Source organism: Fibrisoma montanum, assembly GCF_003583365.1.
Classification (GTDB): Bacteria; Bacteroidota; Bacteroidia; order Cytophagales; family Spirosomataceae; genus Fibrisoma; species Fibrisoma montanum.
On the sequence record NZ_QXED01000001.1, the window covers coordinates 693,402 to 710,587 of the forward strand.

14 protein-coding genes are annotated in these 17,186 nt (G+C 52.8%); 6 read left to right on the top strand and 8 right to left on the bottom strand.

The window, feature by feature from the left end; genetic code table 11:
• Window positions 1–3 precede the first annotated feature (3 nt).
• From DYU11_RS02890 to DYU11_RS02905, 4 genes are read right to left on the bottom strand one after another with little or no spacing between them, the layout of a single operon-like run.
• Window positions 4–1,338 carry a Fic family protein gene (locus DYU11_RS02890; protein WP_229365676.1) on the bottom strand — a complete coding sequence of 445 codons (1,335 nt, stop codon included), beginning with the start codon at window positions 1,336–1,338 and terminating at the stop codon, window positions 4–6.
• Window positions 1,339–1,382: 44 nt separating this feature from the next.
• The gene (fabF, locus tag DYU11_RS02895; RefSeq protein ID WP_119666126.1) at window positions 1,383–2,630 is read right to left on the bottom strand and encodes a beta-ketoacyl-ACP synthase II; all 1,248 of its coding nucleotides are present in this window, start codon (window positions 2,628–2,630) and stop codon (window positions 1,383–1,385) included.
• Between the two features lie 5 nt (window positions 2,631–2,635).
• Window positions 2,636–3,535, bottom strand: a complete 900-nt coding sequence (locus DYU11_RS02900; RefSeq protein WP_119666127.1) for a haloalkane dehalogenase — start codon at window positions 3,533–3,535, stop codon at window positions 2,636–2,638.
• Complete coding sequence (locus DYU11_RS02905; protein WP_119666128.1) at window positions 3,513–4,100, bottom strand: TetR/AcrR family transcriptional regulator; 588 nt, start codon at window positions 4,098–4,100, stop codon at window positions 3,513–3,515. The genes DYU11_RS02900 and DYU11_RS02905 overlap by 23 nt, the downstream gene beginning before the upstream one ends.
• Before the next feature lie 191 nt (window positions 4,101–4,291).
• Between DYU11_RS02905 and hemE the strand changes: the two genes are divergently transcribed.
• Window positions 4,292–5,368 (top strand): uroporphyrinogen decarboxylase, encoded by a 1,077-nt coding sequence (gene hemE, locus DYU11_RS02910; RefSeq protein ID WP_119666129.1) that lies wholly within the window; start codon window positions 4,292–4,294, stop codon window positions 5,366–5,368.
• Between the two features lie 176 nt (window positions 5,369–5,544).
• On the top strand, window positions 5,545–6,684 hold the full coding sequence (locus DYU11_RS02915) for a TlpA family protein disulfide reductase (RefSeq protein WP_147367874.1): 1,140 nt from the start codon (window positions 5,545–5,547) through the stop codon (window positions 6,682–6,684).
• A 185-nt stretch (window positions 6,685–6,869) separates the two neighbouring features.
• Here the strand turns inward: DYU11_RS02915 and DYU11_RS02920 are convergent, their stop codons facing one another.
• A complete protein-coding gene (locus DYU11_RS02920) occupies window positions 6,870–8,000 on the bottom strand; it encodes a 3-keto-disaccharide hydrolase (RefSeq protein WP_119666131.1) in 1,131 nt (376 codons plus the stop codon).
• Between the two features lie 131 nt (window positions 8,001–8,131).
• Between DYU11_RS02920 and DYU11_RS02925 the strand changes: the two genes are divergently transcribed.
• Complete coding sequence (locus tag DYU11_RS02925; RefSeq protein WP_119666132.1) at window positions 8,132–8,971, top strand: helix-turn-helix domain-containing protein; 840 nt, start codon at window positions 8,132–8,134, stop codon at window positions 8,969–8,971.
• A gap of 104 nt (window positions 8,972–9,075) precedes the next feature.
• On the opposite strand, the gene DYU11_RS02930 is transcribed toward DYU11_RS02925, so the two are convergent.
• From DYU11_RS02930 to DYU11_RS02940, 3 genes are all read right to left on the bottom strand, one after another.
• The gene (locus DYU11_RS02930; RefSeq protein ID WP_119666133.1) at window positions 9,076–9,672 is read right to left on the bottom strand and encodes a hypothetical protein; all 597 of its coding nucleotides are present in this window, start codon (window positions 9,670–9,672) and stop codon (window positions 9,076–9,078) included.
• 202 nt (window positions 9,673–9,874) lie between these two features.
• Complete coding sequence (locus DYU11_RS02935) at window positions 9,875–13,546, bottom strand: cellulose binding domain-containing protein (protein WP_119666134.1); 3,672 nt, start codon at window positions 13,544–13,546, stop codon at window positions 9,875–9,877.
• Window positions 13,547–13,783: 237 nt separating this feature from the next.
• Window positions 13,784–14,779, bottom strand: a complete 996-nt coding sequence (locus tag DYU11_RS02940; RefSeq protein WP_119666135.1) for a bifunctional heptose 7-phosphate kinase/heptose 1-phosphate adenyltransferase — start codon at window positions 14,777–14,779, stop codon at window positions 13,784–13,786.
• Window positions 14,780–14,982: 203 nt separating this feature from the next.
• Here DYU11_RS02940 and DYU11_RS02945 point away from each other — a divergent pair, with 203 nt between their 5' ends.
• The 3 genes from DYU11_RS02945 to DYU11_RS33145 are packed head-to-tail and all read left to right on the top strand — an operon-like array spanning window position 14,983 to window position 16,997.
• Window positions 14,983–16,464 carry a xylulokinase gene (locus DYU11_RS02945; RefSeq protein WP_119666136.1) on the top strand — a complete coding sequence of 494 codons (1,482 nt, stop codon included), beginning with the start codon at window positions 14,983–14,985 and terminating at the stop codon, window positions 16,462–16,464.
• Window positions 16,465–16,485: 21 nt separating this feature from the next.
• Window positions 16,486–16,731 (top strand): DUF433 domain-containing protein, encoded by a 246-nt coding sequence (locus tag DYU11_RS02950; protein ID WP_119666137.1) that lies wholly within the window; start codon window positions 16,486–16,488, stop codon window positions 16,729–16,731.
• A gap of 2 nt (window positions 16,732–16,733) precedes the next feature.
• Window positions 16,734–16,997, top strand: coding sequence for a DUF5615 family PIN-like protein (locus DYU11_RS33145; protein WP_158600206.1), 264 nt, complete (start codon window positions 16,734–16,736; stop codon window positions 16,995–16,997).
• Window positions 16,998–17,186 lie beyond the last annotated feature (189 nt).

A 17,186-nucleotide genomic window follows, 5' to 3' on the forward strand; every position in this document is an offset into this window, starting at 1 on the left:
AAGCTACGCTGATCGACCCAATCGTTCACCCCAAATGTACTGGCGTTCTTTCTGGTTTATCTTTAGTTCTGCCAAATAACCGGTTTTCACTAAAGCCTGTACGTCAGTCCGCGCGGTTTGATTAGATACACCAAGCCGGTTTTCAACTTCTTTAATAGACAATACAACATCAGGGTCTTGCCGAAACCACTCTACAATCTGTGCTTGCCGGGGCGACAAACCCTTGTCGCGCTGTAGTGCTATCAATTGCCGCTTCTCCTGGTTCTTACGCTCAATATATTTTTTCAGTTCATCATACGCTTTACTGAGAGTTTTTACTTGATACAACACAAAGTATGTCAAGTCATTTTCGTCAATTTCAGTGTATTGGAACGCCCGGTAATACTGCGCCCGCGACTGCATAATCACCCGTGAGATTGACAAATATTCAGTTAGCCAGTAGCCTTTTCGTAAGAGATACCAATAAAACAACGCCCTTGCCGTACGGCCGTTGCCATCAGTAAAAGGGTGGAAGTAGCCAATCAAAAAATGAATGATGCTTGCCTTTACAACCGGATGTAGAAAGAAAGGTGGCGTTTCGTCGTTGAAGAACAGGCACAAATCATCAACAAACCCTGGTAAGGTTGCGAACGAAGGTGGCGTGTGAATAATTTCGCCATCAACCGCATCCACTACGTGTATATCGTCGTGTTGCCGGAATCGACCAGCCTCCTCGGGTTTATCTAACGTTTGTTCTGTCATCAACCGGTGAAGTGCTAATAAAGTCTCCGGCGTCAGACGATCATCCTTAGTTTCGACAATATGCCGGATAGTCTGATAATTATTTACAATCATTCTTTCAGAGACGTTACGAGGAGGGCGATTCTTACGCAGCATGTCTTTCGCTACTACCCGCGACGTAACGGCGCCTTCGATCTGACTTGAAGAAATAGATTCTTCCATAATTGAACTCAGCAGATACTGGTTCTTATCACGCTCTGTAATGGTATCCTGACTACCCAATGAGCCACCCAGATGAAGGTCAAACTCATGTAAGTATTGCTGTAAAGAATCGGTGTTTGTAAAATAGAACCCCTGGTTTGTCATCTCGAGATAACGTCTGTCCTGAAGTCGGTTCTCTTTTACAACAGACCATAAATCGATTGGATCCAGAACATCTTTATACTCGCCGGGGACCTTGTATTTTACTTTATCCCAATATAAATAATCATCATTAATCTGTCGGATAATGCCGTCGCGATACAAGGCACCATACACGTCAATATTGCCCTTTTCAACGAATTTTATAAAGATCTTTGGATACGACTCACGGACAGGCGGACGCTCAATAGATTTCATAGGATTTCCTAATATTTCCAAATTTAGGAAATATTAGGAAATCATTACACTCGCTGAAACACGACAATCGCGTTGTGCCCCCCAAATCCAAACGTATTACTCATCACAACATCCACCGTAGTTTCAGCCGCTACGTTCGGGGTCAGATTAAACCCAGCCGGTACGTGTTCGTCGCGATCCCGCAGGTTAATTGTCGGTGGAATGCAATTGTGCTGCATAGCCAGGATACCGGCTACGCCTTCGATGGCGCCAGCGGCTCCGAGCAGATGCCCCGTCATGGATTTCGTCGCGCTGATGTGCAGCCGCTCCGGATTCGGACCGAACACCGTTGCAATCGCTTTGGCTTCGCTGACATCACCAATCGGGGTCGACGTAGCGTGCACGTTGAGGTAGTCAACGTCGGACGGCTGCAGCCCCGCTTCCCGTAACGCTTCCCGCATCGCCAGAGCCGCACCGAGTCCTTCCGGGTGTGTGCCGGTCATGTGGTACGCATCGGCGGTGGCCCCGGTACCGACCAGCTCGGCGTAGATAGTGGCCCCCCGGGCCTTGGCGTGTTCGTATTCTTCCAGCACAATGGCCCCGGCTCCTTCGCCCAACACAAACCCGTCGCGGTTGGCGTCAAAGGGCCGCGATGCCGTAGCCGGATCGTCGTTACGTTCCGACAGGGCTTTCATGTTACTGAACCCACCAAGGGCCGACTCCGTCACAACGTACTCAGAACCACCCGTTACGATCACATCGGCTTTGCCCAGACGAATGTGGTTAAACGCTTCGATCAGGGAGTGCGTCGATGATGCACAGGCGGATACGGGAGCGAAGTTGACACCCATGAAGCCGTGCTTGATCGAAATCAGACCCGACGCAATGTTGGCAATCATTTTCGGAATGAAGAACGGACTAAAGCGCGGGTTCCGGTTGCTGTTAGCGTAGGCAATAACCTCCTCCTGAAAACTGTACAGACCGCCAATGCCCGACGCCCAGATAACGCCCACCCGTTGTTTATTGATACCGGTATCGGTCAGGCCGGCGTCGGCAATGGCTTCGTCGGCCGCTACGATGGCGTAGTGCGTGAAACCGTCCATCTTGCGGGCTTCCTTTTTATCAAAGAAGTTAAGCGGGTCAAATCCTTTGACCTCGCAGGCGAATTTGGTTTTGAATAACGTCGTGTCAAACTTGGTAATCGGCGCAGCTCCGCTTGTGCCGGAAGCCAGTCCGTTCCAGTATTCGGCGACAGTGTTACCAATGGGTGTGAGGGCACCCAGGCCCGTTACGACCACACGTTTTAGTTGCATGTTGATTACGTCAGATTCTGTTGAATAAACTGCACAATTAATTGAGCCCACTCCTCCCCTTTATCCTCCTGGATGAAGTGACCACCGTCCGATAGCGTCGTATGCGCCTGGCCGCGTGTGCCTGGGATGAGTTTCTGTAAAACACGATCACCACCGGCCGTGATGGGGTCTTTATCGCCAAACGCAGTCAGGAACGGCTTCTGCCATTGCATCAGCGTTTGCCAGGCCGCCCGGTTTGCGGCTGCTGCCGGATCATCGGGCGACGTAGGCACTAACTTCGGAAATACCCGGGCCGCCGTCTTGTACGATTCATCGGGAAAGGGCGCGTCATAAGCCGCGATAACCTCGGCCGGCAGCTTGTTTACACAACCCCCACTGACAATGAAGCCAATCGGCAACTCCGGTATGGTTTGAGAAAACTGCTGCCATTGCAGAAAGGCCTCCGAGGGCGGCTGATCACCCGTCGGCAGGCCCGTATTGGACGCCGTGATGCGGGCAAACCGTTCGTGGTTTTCGGCGGCAACGCGCAAGCCCAGCAGGCCGCCCCAATCCTGGCAAACGAGGGTGATGTTACGCAGGTCCAACGCGTTGATGAACGCCGTGAGCCACTCAACATGCTGCTGATACGAGTACACATCCGGCTCAGCCACTTTATCAGACTTACCAAAACCGATCAGATCGGGTGCGATAACCCGGTAGCCCCCGGCGGCAACAATCGGAATCAGTTTACGATACAGGTACGACCAGGTCGGTTCGCCGTGTAGCATCAGCACTACCTCGGCCGATTCGCGGGGACCTTCATCAACGTAGTGCATCCGCAGGCCACCAACAGCCACGTAGTTGGCCCCAAACGGATAGCCGGGGAGGTTTTCAAACCGATCGTCAGGGGTTCGGAGTACAGTCATGAGTTGATGCGTTAAGTCGGTTAAGGGCCCGCTTCCGGCAGTCCTGCAGCAGCGATTCCGGACTGCCGAGTTTCACCAGTAGTAATGAGCCTTCAAGTTCGGCAGCCAGTTGCTGAGCCAATGTCAACGCCTGTACGGCCGGGTGCGTCGTTTGATAGATATGCGCCACGGCATTGATCAACCCGGCAAAAAACGCCTGCATCGGTTCCTTGAATTCGTCGGTCAGCAAAGCCGTTTCGAGTACGGTATTTCCCATAATACAACCACCCTCCGATACCGATACGGCGGTGTACAGGCGATCCAGAAAAAGGGCCAGGCGCTCCTCGGGTGGTAGCTCGGCCTGATAGGCAACGGAGAAGATCCGTTGCTCGCTGGTTCGGGTTACCCACCACAACACCTCCTTCATCAGCGTTTCCTTGCTGTTGAAGTAATGATAAAAACTGCCTTTCAGCAACCCGCAGGCCCGCGCCAGATCATCCATCGTTGTACGATGATAGCCCTGCCGCTTAAACACGCTCAGCGATTTTTGCAGGATTTCGTCCCGGGTGACTTTCTGAATGGGCATGTCTTGTCTTCGTTCGGCGGGCAATTTTACCAAACAAACGTTTGATAAAAAAATATAAAGTCGCACTTCGCTAATTTTGTGGGATTTATACGTTTTTGTAAACGCTCACGATCCGGATAAACTCCGGTCTATCGTACAAATCAGCTTAATCCGGCGGGGGTCGCCCGGGCGATTCTCACTACCTTTGCACCATGACTTTGCAAAATGATCTGCTGCTGCGCGTAGCGCGGGGCGAACTGACTGAACGGGTTCCGGTCTGGATGATGCGTCAGGCCGGGCGCGTACTGGCCGAATACCGAGCCGTTCGGGAGCGGGCCGGCAATTTTATTACGTTAGCTAAAACTCCCGAACTGGCGGCCGAAGTGACCATCCAGCCCGTTGATGCGTTTGGCGTTGATGCGGCCATCATCTTCTCCGACATTCTGGTGGTGCCCGAAGCGATGGGCCTGCCCTACGAAATGATCGAAGCCCGGGGACCGGTTTTCCCGCAAACGGTACGTTCATCGGCCGACCTCGGCCGACTGCGGGTGGCCGATCCGGAAACTGACCTGGGTTACGTACTGGATGCGATTCGGCTCACGAAAAAAGAACTGAACGGCCGCGTGCCCCTGATCGGTTTCGCGGGCGCCCCGTTCACGATATTCTGCTACATGACCGAAGGCAAAGGTTCCAAGACGTTCTCGGTCGCCAAGAAACTCTTATACACGGACCCTCACTTTGCCCATACTCTGCTTCGGCAGATTACCGACAGCACCATTGCGTACCTCAAGGCCCAGGTTCGGGCGGGGGCTGATCTGGTTCAACTTTTTGATTCGTGGGCGGGTATTCTTTCACCGGAGCAGTACCGTACGTTCTCGCTGCCCTACATCCAGCAGATCTGCGACGCACTGGGCAGCGAAATTCGCGATGGCATTGTAAACCATGCCCCGGTTCCCGTTACTGTCTTCGCGAAAGGGGCGTTTTTTGCCCGGCACGAGATTGGCCAGTTGAGTTGTTCGGTTGTGGGGTTGGACTGGAACATGGATCCGAAGGAATCCCGGGAGCTGATCCCGAACAAGGTCCTGCAGGGGAATTTAGATCCGTGCGTCCTCTACGCCGATTTCGCACAGATCCGGGCCGAGGTGAAGCAGATGCTCAGCGCGTTCGGCCATCAGCATTATATCGCCAATCTTGGCCACGGTATTTACCCGGACACCGACCGGGATAAAGCGCGGTGCTTTGTTGATGCAGTAAAGGAGTTGGGCGTTGCGCCGGGCGTCAGTGTGTAATGCAACGAACCCTATCAAACGTCTAAAGCAAAAGGAGGCTAGATGCCTCCTTTTGCTTTTATATACCTTCTATGGGCAGGTTCATCACGTTTTGATTAACTCTCCACAACAACTCGAACCCTATCTTGTTATATAAGAAAATTATATATTTGTATAATACTAGATTCTATCCTGCTGTGAAAACTATACTGATCAATCGTTTCCGGAATTTAATAATTCTGACGATTCCCTGCCTGGTTGGTTTATCTTGTTTAAGCTGCCATTCAACGCCTACCGAGGAGCAGATGATTGTCATGGGCGACTTAACCGATACGCATTCCTACCTGGAGGGAAAGACACTTTATCTGGAAGACCTCGAAACCGCGCGTGCACTAGACTCCTCGGTAGTTAAACAAGGCAAGTTTAAATTCACCGTGAACTCTGGCAATGATTATACACCCGTCAGAGTCCGAATTGGCCATGAAACCGGTAACCCCACATGGCCTTATCAGGTACTTGGCTACACTAACCCTTTTCTTGAGCGAACCTACGAGAGTATTTTTTACCTTGAGCCGGGCACTACGTATCTGGAAAGAGATCCTGCAGTAGGTCCGCATGGTTTGGCTAAACTGGGACTTCGGTTTGTAGACGTTAGGCCACAAACGGCTGTGGCTTTCAAACACCTGCGGTTCAGCAGCAGGCCGATGCGATCGCAATCGCCCGAAGAATACAATCGTTCCCTCGTTCGTCGCTATCCGTATTCAGTTTATTTACTAAACACATTGAATGAAAGCAAGTACTACCTGTCCCCTTCCGAAGTAGCACAACTCCTGCCTTTGTTTGACGAGCGTTTGCATGCCACCTCTATTCATAAAAAACTGCATTCCTATGCTACCTATATAAAATCCGATGCTGATTTTCCGACTGATGTTGTTCTTAAAAAAGCGGACAATTCGTTAACGTCTGCCATCATCGATCCGGCGAAGTACAACCTGGTTGTATTCTGGGCTAGTTGGTGCGGCCCCTGTCGTAGGGAAATTCCGCAGATCAAGGCACTCTACAACGTACATAAAGACAAACTTGCCATATCGAGTATTTCCATTGACAAGCGGGAGGATCACTGGCGCAGGGCTTTGCAACAGGAAGCCATGCCGTGGAGCCAGTATTTGGTTAACCAGGATATATCTTTTACCAGGCTGGACCGGAAATACAGGCTCAATGCGGTTCCGCTCTGGCTGCTGTTCAATTCAAAGAACAAATTACTTGATTACGGCCTGGGGATGAATGAAGGCAAGGATGCCATTGACAAACGGGTGTCGGCTATGATTAGTAAGTAATCCACTACGTTTCAGAGCATGCCACCAACCTGGTCTGTGCTCAATACGTATCGGTTTTCGGTCTGCTACATGAGCATAATCACATGACATACACGCCAACTAGTAAAACCACACCCGGAGCAAGGAAATAACAACCGATACACCAACGAGTGCTTAAAACATTACTCGTTGGTGTATCGGTTGTGTCATTTTATGGAAGCCGTAACGCTGTTTACCTTCAAGGTCACCGAGAAGTCTTCGACCGGGCCCAGAACCGTTTCCAGCCGCAGTACAACCGGGTCGTTTGTCAACGTATCGCCTTTTGTTGAAATTGGAATCGACAGCTTCTGCCCCGCTTTCAGCACCAGCGGAAAGACGGGAAGTTTTACCCGAAACTGCTCCAGATTTTTGCCAATCAGCTCCGCTGCGATCAGTTCGACGTCCCCACCCTGATTGGTGATTTCAAGCGTCTGACTGCCATTTCGGGCCAGCTCGATGCTCGGCTTATTGGCCACCAATTTGGGAACTCCCGTGGGGTGGAACACGATGGGCCGCACTTCTATATTCTTCAGATAATGCTCGGCTCCTTCGCTCTGGAATTGAATCTGACCGCGGGTGGTCTGCTGGTGTAAATCCTGACGGTAGATATTGTAGACGCGGTTAACCACAAACCCGTTCACTATAAACACGGCATCGGCACCCCGGGCTACCAGTTCGCCGGTCGTCCAATTGTCGGAGGTACTTTCAAAATTCCCGGAGCGGAACACCCGGTTTTTTGTCAACTGCAACGGAGCCGAGGGCGTGTACTGATCTACCTCATCGGCATCGTCGTGGCTTTTGGCAAGCGGTATCATCGGAATACCAGCCCCAACGTTGTGGTAATCGCCGATATCAGTTTCCTGTATCTGCAGTTCGATACTGCGCATCCAGCAGGTAGACCCAAAATCGTAGGGCGGTGAACAGTGGAACAGTAAGCCGCCGTCGGCCACTACGTTTTCGCGGGGCGGCCACTTCTTTTTACCGAATTTTACCTGAAACCGCAGGTGGTAGTTGCTGAACGATTCTTTGGTGAACACGCCACCCCAATCCTGACCCGAGACGCGGAGCATACCGTCTTCTACCGTAAATACACCGTGAGGATCCTGGTTGAGACCAATCGGTTTCTGGTCAGCGGCTGCTTCGCTCGGCCGCAGGTAGGTTTCCCATCCAGAGAGGTCCTTACCGTTAAAAAGGCTCCTCCACGAGGTTGATGACCCATTCTGAGCAACGGCAAAGTAGCCAGGGCAGGCTACAAATGCACAGATAAGATAAGCGAGAAATGTTGACCGGCTTTTCATAAAGAGACAGGAGGTTTACTGGTGATGATTAGACCAAAAGCTCCTCAAAAGTAGGCTGACCTGCCGGGCCGGATATTGTAAAAATCGATGATTCACCGGTAAAAGCCGGCCTATTCCGGTATATTTATACTATGAAGCGCTATATTCAGCACGAACCCTTTAACATCTATATCTTCTCGGAAAGCGAGTGGCCCCATCCGGTTCATAACCACAGCTACTTCGAAATCATCTTTATCCGCAGCGGCCGGGGGCAACACTTCATCAATGGCAATACCTTCCCGTACGAAGCCGGCGACGTGTTTTTGCTAGGCCCCGAAGATTATCACTACTTCGATATTGCTGAGTTAACCCACTTCTGCTACATCCGATTTACGGAGCTGTTTATGAAGGACCCTTCGGTATCAGCTTCATCACGCTGGCTGCGGACGCTGGAATTTCTGCACAATACGCCCTACCAGTCTACAGGCAGCCTGATTACCGACCCGGCCGAGAAAGACCTGCTCGACCATCTGCTGATTGTTTTACTGCACGAATACCAGCCGGGCAATGCATATGACGAAGCCATAATCAACGGTCTGATGAAAGCCATTCTGAGCATTCTGGCCCGGAACATTGTGCGCAAACAGATGACTGATATTCAGGATACCAAAAGGGCGAAGCTGATTGAAGACATATTGCTCTACATCTGTCAGCACATTCACGAGCCCGATACCCTGCGCCTGGAACGGCTGGCGGAGCGGTTTAACCTGTCAGCCAACTATATAAGCGCCTATTTCAGAGGACAAACCGGCGAATCGCTCCAGCAGTACATTCTCAAATACAAGCTGAAGATGATTGAAAACCGCCTGCGGTTCAGCGACAAAAGCATTTCGGAGATCAGCTACGACTTCGGCTTCACCGACAGCAGCCACCTGAACAAACTGTTCAAAAAATACTATGGCCTTGCCCCCCTGGCGTATCGAAAGAAGTAGGCTATGCGCTGATGCTTAGCCGTGTAGCGAGGCATGAATGAAGACCGCCATGCGCAATCGGGTAGCTGCCCTGACCAATGCAGGTTATAGCGCACGACACCCGCTTATTCTACCGCTTGTCCGCTTTCAACACGTACCAGTTTTCGGTCTGGTATCTGGCCATTGATCACACCGTCGCGCAGCAACCGCGAAACGATTGCCCGGGGAGGGAACTCATCACCCGACAAGGGATTGGTAGCAGCCACTCCTTTCCAGAAAGACTGGTTGGTTGTCAGAGAGCGCATCTCAAATTGATATTGAGAAAAGTCATTTCCCTCGGGTGCGTCAAGCGATAGTACCTTGCCCTTGTAGGTACGTTCAACGGTCAGCACTACCTCACTCTGGCAGTCAAGGGCACGTTCCCGTATCGCTTCGGCATGGTTTGCTGGCTCATAGGGATTGATTGTGACTACACAAACCTGATACTCTTCAGGAAACGTAGCTGCAAACCGACTCGCATAGGCGTGCGCAGACTCCCGCGATTGTATGACTAACAGAACCCGGCTGAACGACTGTGGAATCGCTTCAGGTTTGGCCTTTGAAACGAATCCCCTCCGATTACCACTTAGTTTACTTTCCGAGGTTACGTTTGATTGCATGACGTAGCAGCCACTTAATCCGATGATCAGGCTGCTTATATAGAGTATCTGTACAGCTTTCATAGTGTATGGCGTTGACTGGATTTTGTAACCGGTGACTATGATTAAAACAACAGCATAAGTTACGAGCTGTTAATCAACAACTTAAATTCTAATCAATTATTTTTTTCGGATCAACCACCTGATACGTTGGCAGGCGCTCAAAGCAAATAGGGGAACAAACTGGCTGCCCAGTTGCCCCCCTAATCAGGTAGTATTCGTTTTATTAAGGCTTGAGTAGCTTGATCGTTTGTTTCTCCCGGTTTGTGCTTACCTGCAACAACAGCATGCCCGCGGGTTTGCAGCTCACCGACAACTGATGCCGCTCGACCGAAGCCGCCCGCTCGGTCTGGTATTCCGCCACAACCTGGCCCTGCACGTCGGTGACCAACAGCCGCAGGGGCTGACCTTCTACCCCACTCACCGCTACGTCGATCTGATCGCCCACGATGGGGTTACCCAGTACGGTTACGCGCAGGGCCGACTCGCCGTCGCTACTGCCGACACGGGCACCTGATACGGTTGGCTCCTGTCCATACACCAGTGTGCCGTTCAGGTAGGCCGTTATCCGGGCGTTTTCGGCCAGTGGCCCCGCTGCTTTGTAGGAATGATCATCCGCTTCGTTGAACGGCGACCAGTCGCCCTTGTTGATCCGCTGCTGAATCAGCCCGGTTGTACTGCCGGGCTGCAACTGCCCCAAAGCCGGTGCAAAGCTTAGCTCCAGATACGTATCAGCCCCCGCTCGGTTTTGTTTACCGAACTGGCTTTTTACGTTGGCGTTACCCAATTCAGCGTAGTCGACGGTATAGACCAGCGGCTTATCACCCTCAACCGTGAACCAGTACCGAATGGTTAGCCCGCTGTAATCAACCGGTACGTTGCCTTCATTGGCTACCTTCAGATGCGTGCTGATCTGGTTGGTAGCAGGATTACCATTTTTGTTTTCTGAATACACCTTCAGGGCGGTAACGGACGTCAGCGGTTGGGGTTCGGTGCCCCAAATCAGGGTATTGTTACGATATACCGTGATGCGTTCCGTCTGGGTATAAGCCGACTGAGCCACAAATGAGTAATCGTCGGTTTCGTTAAAGTTGGTCCAGTTCTGCTTGGCAACGCCGGTCTGGATTTCGCCGGAATTACCGCCGGCCGCTAACTCACCGGCTGATGCGTCGAAGCTGTACTCGATGTAGCCGAGGGCTCCCTGTCGGGGTTGGGGCAGGGCTACGTACTTCATCCTGACTTTATTTGTGCCAATCTGCGCCCAATAGACCGACAGATTAGTCATTGGAGCGAAATTTTCGGCCGTTAGCCAGTACCGTACCGCGATTTCGCCGTAGGGAACAGCCGTGGTGCCGGTATTATAGAGCTTCAGATACGGTCGAATTATGTTGTTGCTGGTTTGGTTGTTATCGCCGTCCCGGTAGTGAACACTCAGCCGGTCTGCCGGAGCAGGCACCAGAACAGCTACGGTTGCTACCGTAACCGGACTGACGCACAAGCCCGTTTTGCAGACTACCGAGAAGCTGAACGTTCCGGTAGCCGTTGTTGACACGGGCAGCGACGGCTCTCCATCAGTCCCGTTCCAACTGACGACGCCGGGGCAGTTTGACACCGACAGCGCTACGTTGGGCGTTCCCTGAGTTACGGTCAGGCTCTTGGCGTCAGGTGCATCGGCGGGTGCCGACACCGACAGTTGAAACGGAGTTGACGTCAGGCTGCTGACCCCGTTGACAACGACTGTGTAATTACCCTGCTGTTCAACCCCAACGGCAGAAAGCGAAAGCGCAGCGGTCGTAGCCGAACTAACCCCCGTCAGTGCCACGCCGTCTTTGTACCACTGATAGCTATCAACGGGGCCCTCCGCTGCTACCGATACGCTGACGGCTGCGCCCACGCAGACGACCGAAGCACTCTCTGGCTGCCGAATAATGGTGGTGGGCACCGTCAGCGCGAACAGATAGGTAGAATCGCGGTCGAGCCGAACCGTATCGACGATCTGCTGACCACCGCGGGTGACGGTAATCTTGTAATCACCTTTAAATCCCCGCAGCCCGGCCTCTCCGGCTGAGTTGGTACCCAGGGTTGTTGTAGGCGTCCACCACTCGTTGAAAACCAGATCGATGAATGGTTTCCCTTCCGGTTTCAGATTCCAGTTTCTGTCGAATAAGGGTGCCCGCCCGGCGTAATGAGCGCCATCCCAGAAGCCCCACATCAGAAAACCCTCACTGGCCGGGTGACTGAACGTAATCGTTAGCAGGTCGCGCAGGTACTTGGCCTCCAGTTCCGGAGAGCCCAGCGTCTTGTTGTCGTATTCCGTAATTTTAACAGCGCCCCCGTTGGTAAGCTGGTGGAAATCGGTGAAATGCTGATACATTTCGGTTGGCGGAACCAGATACCGCATATGGGCCTGGAAGCCGACACCGTCTACTTTACCCCCGCCCTGTACGATCTCACCGACGATCTGGCGATAAAAGTCATTTTTGACGTACGCATTCGTAACATTGGCTTCGTTGATGTACCGCTTCACGGCGGGGTTGACCTGTTCCGCCTTCTTGAAAATATCAACGTAGACCTCCCGCCCGGTCGAATAACCCGGTGACCCTCTGAACGTATTGGCAATATCTACGTTGCCGGTTGGCTCGTTGATAACATCCCAATCCAGAATAATGTCTTTTATATCCGGCTGCGTCAGCATGCTCGTAACCCGGTCGTTCATGCGGGTAGTTAAACCCGCCAGATCCGGGGGCGTGGCAGTGCCTTTGGTACGTAGGTCGGCTGGTGAGTTGCCCCAACCGGGCCAGACCAGGACGTGACCGCGCACCCGAACGCCCTGACTGTTCAGCGCCTTCACGACGTTATGGCGTCGCTGCCGGGAGTCGGCCGACAGGAATTCCCAGTTAACCCATTTGTGTCCATTCTCAAAAACAAGTTCAGAGAAGCCATGGCCCTTACCATCCAGATTGAACAGCTTACTTTCGTACGTAGCGTTCGTACTGGCATTAGGCGCTGACGTTCTGAACGACGAGAGCAGCGTCTCGTTAATAGCCGTACCGAATGCGTACTGATGGCGTATCATTTCGACGGTTACCTGAGCGTCGGGGAGCACCTGTCCTCGCTGAGAAGTAACCTTGACGGCCAGATTGGCCTTCCGGTACCTGTCGATGCGCTCGTTAGCTTCAGCCCGCCAGGGCGCCGAATCTTCCATGCCTGCATACTCTGAATGGCTCACCGTAGGAAGCTGTACGGGCGGATTCTGCCCGAAGTTGAGCAAAGCAACCCCGCCAACCTGAACGGTCTGTTGCTGAAAACCCAACTGGAAACCCAGTCCGGCGCCAGCTACCGGGTAAGCCTCCCCGGCCGTGAACGGTAAGACGTAGCGCTTCCAGCGACCACCCACCACGCGCTGTTCGAAGTTCAGGTCTTTGCGAAAGTTGCCGCTTTTCTTCTCAAAGGCGAAGACGGCCAAGCCAAAACGCGTTGAATCCGTGGCCGTAGAAACGCCATTGGCCGATTCGGTACGTGCCCAGAAGACAAGCAGCAGCCTATCGCCCGAGGCAATGGAAGCCGACGTAGGCAGCGACATACTGGCATTCCAGGGGTTGGCAGGAACCGTAGTAACCGTTAACGACCGGGCCGAACTAAACGGTTGCCCGCTGACCGGGATCACCGTACCCCCACCCATAGCGCTGGTGGTCGTCGCGACGTTCGGCGAAAACGCCCAGCTGCCGCCGGTTATCCCATACTGCGATTGAAGCTCAGCCCGTAGGTTTTGGTGGTACGTATCTTCCTGCGCCCGTAGGCTGGACGGCAACACTGATAAAAGAAGATAAGCGAGAAATAACCGGACGACCAGGTGCTGTAGGCCAGGTTTGGAGTAAAGAGTACACGCAAGCGTCATGCTTTTGCTGGTTAAGATTTGCAGAATAAGGGAGCGGAACCAGGCTGCTGGGCCGTTCACTTACTAGACACCTCAACTCATAAAAGCACTTACACTAATTCGATAAAAGATACGCCTGAGTGACAACAAGTTTAACGCAAAAATGGATTGGATTCAACTGTACGAGATTCCAGTTGAGCTGGGCACAGTTTGTGCCGCAAACGCTCGGATCGACTACCAGGAACAAAGACTGGTCACCTACAACTTTTCCTTTGCTTCTGCTTTCAGCAAGGCCTTGTCGATAGGCACGACCCCTACGGATTCGCAGACTAAGCCGCCCCCAAGATTCGATAGGCCCGCGATTATCTGGGGCGGCTGTTTCAGCGCTACGCAGCAGGCAGCAATACTGATTACCGTATCGCCCGCGCCCGATACGTCGGAAATCTGCCGAACGTGGGCCGGAAGCCGGTGCTGTTCGCCGTTGTAGTCAATAAATACCCCCCGCTCCGACAACGTAATGAGTGCCCCCTTCAGGTTGAGCTGCGCTTTCAACTGATTGACCGCCATGTGAAATTCGTCGGCATTATCAACCTCAAAATCGAACTTAAGCCCTTCGCGCAGTTCTTTTAGGTTCGGCTTGAAAAGGGTGGCGTTGTGGTACGCCAGAAAGTTTCGCTTCTTGGGGTCAACAACCGTCGGGATGCCTTTTTCGTTGGCAAAGTCGGTTATCTCAGCGATGACGTCTTTGCTTAGAACGCCTTTGTCATAATCTTCAAAGATGATGACATGGCAGGTTGGAATGAGCTCTTTGGCTTTTGCCACCAGCTTCGCCTGCTCCTCAGCGGTAATAGGTTTGTCCGTTTCGGTATCGACCCGGACCACCTGCTGCGATCCGGCAATGATCCGCTCTTTAATCGTTGTAATACGTGAATCCGAACGGATCAGTCCATCGCAGTTCAGTCCCCGGTCGCAAAGCTGGCCTTCGAGCATGTCGCCCGGTCCATCGGTGCCGATCACCGAGCAGATGATCGCTTCGGCCCCCAACGCCTGTACGTTGAGCAGTACGTTGCCCGCACCACCCAGCCGAAGCTCCCGGCGTTGAACCGTTACGACGGGTACGGGTGCTTCGGGCGAAATCCGTTCAACGCGTCCCCATACGTACGAATCGAGCATTACATCGCCAACAATTAACACACGCAGGGAATCGAACTGGTCGAACAGCTCGTCGATGGTCATGTCCAGCACTGGACTCATAGGGGTAAAAACACTGGTTCAGACCACAAAGAAACGAAAACCCGCAACGCTTTCCGCAGCGGCTGATAGAGTTCGAGGGAGTGGCCGATGTGGAGGTCTGTGGTGGATTGCGTATTTTGCAATCGGTTTACGGCCATTTGGAATGGTGTACTGGCTGTTTGCTACGCTCAACCGTAAACCAAAACCTGTAAACCTCCTTACCAATGTATTTTCTTGGATTCGATCTGGGCAGTTCATCCGTCAAAGCCTGCCTCTTAGACGCCGAAACCGGCACAGCCGTAGCCACCGCTTTTTTCCCTGAAACCGAAATGGCCATCGACGCTCCGCAACCGGGCTTCGCTGAGCAAAATCCCGAGGCCTGGTGGCAAAACGCCTGTCAGGCGTCTAAAGCGGTTATCCGGCAGGCGGGGGTAGCCCCGGAGGCCGTGAAAGCCATCGGCATCTCGTACCAGATGCACGGGCTGGTTGTGGTTGATAAACACCTGAACGTACTGCGTCCGTCCATCATCTGGTGCGACAGCCGGGCCGTTCCGTACGGTAACCGGGCCTTCGACGCCCTTGGCCACGACCGAACGCTGCGGCATCTGCTCAACTCACCCGGCAACTTTACAGCTGCCAAACTGGCGTGGGTGAAAGCCAACGAACCGGATGTGTACGCGCAGGTAGATAAATTCATGCTCCCCGGCGATTATCTGGCAGCCCGGATGACCGGCGAGATCGTGACGACCGCATCGGGGCTGTCGGAAGGGATTTTCTGGGATTTTCAGCAGAGCCAGCCCGCCGATTTTCTGCTTGATTACTACGGTTTCGATTCGTCGCTTATCCCAACGATCCGGCCGACATTTGCTGAGCAGGGGCAACTGAACACTCAGGCCGCTGCTGAACTGGGACTGGCTGCCGGTACGCCCGTTACGTACCGGGCCGGCGATCAGCCCAACAACGCATTCTCGCTCAATGTCCTCGAACCAGGTGAGATCGCGGCCACGGCCGGTACGTCGGGGGTAGTGTACGGTGTCAGCGACAAGGCCGAATATGATGCGCAGTCGCGGGTCAATACGTTCCTGCACGTTAGCAGTACACCCGAAGCTGCGCGGTATGGCGTATTGCTGTGCGTTAATGGAACAGGTATTCTGAACAGTTGGCTACGTAATCAGCTGCTTCGCAATTCGGTGAGCTACGCCGATATGAACACCATTGCCGCCCACGCGCCGGTGGGTGCCGACGGCCTGGTTTGCCTGCCCTTCGGCAACGGTGCTGAGCGGGTACTCGAAAACCGCGACCTGGGCGCTTCGTTCCACGGCCTGCAACTGACCCGCCACGGGCTGCCGCACCTGGTTCGGGCTGCGCAGGAGGGCATTGTCTTTGCACTATACTACGGCATCAAGGTGATGGAGCAGGTCGGTGTGGGGCTCAAAACCATTCGGGCCGGGGAGGCCAACATGTTCCTGAGCCCACTCTTCCGCGATACGCTGGCGACATTGACCGGCGCTGAAATTCAACTCTACAACACCGATGGTGCGCAGGGAGCCGCCCGCGGAGCCGGCCTGGGACTAGGCTACTACAAAAATCGCGATGAAGCGTTCGTAGGTTTGCACGTAACGAAAACGATTGATGCCGACATCCGGGACCAGGCGCGGTTCACCGATGCGTACGAACGGTGGCTGGAAAAACTGATGACGCTTTAGTTCTTTTTGGTAAAATCAGCTATGAAATACACTCATCCACGGTACTCGCGAATCACGATTGACCCGGAAGTTTGCTCCGGAAAACCGTGTATTCGTGGTCTTCGATTTCCAGTAGCTTCATTACTGGATTATTTAAGCAGCGGTATAACATACGAATGCTTGCTTCAGGAATTTCCCTTCTTGGAGCGAGAAGATATTTTTGAAGCCTTGTCGTTTTCGGCCGATATGCTTCAGGAAAATTTCTTTCTTCTCCAGAAAGCAGCTTGATAATGAAGTTTCTGCTTGATGTGAACATGCCGCCCTCACTTGGTTTGCAATTGGAGTCCCTGGGGCACTCTTACCGCTGGGTACCAGCTTGTATGGAGCCAACCTCCAGTGATTCAGCCATTTTGCAGGAAGCGACGCGTAATGACGAAGTTGTTTTAACACACGATAACGATTTTGATACGTTGCTTTCTTTCACAGGCAGCACTAAGCCATCTGTCGTTATATTCAGAATTCACAGATTAGCACCGAACGCTTTTTTACAATAATGACGGCTAACTGGTCATCTATCGAACCAGCCTTAACAAGAGGAGCACTTATCATTATTGAAGAAGACAAAATGCGCATTAGAGATTTGCCATACAGTTCCATTAATAAACGAGAATAATGATTTACAGGCTTACCCTTTTGGCTGGTAGAAACTGAGCTGACTATGACTCACGAACGTTCGACAGGGC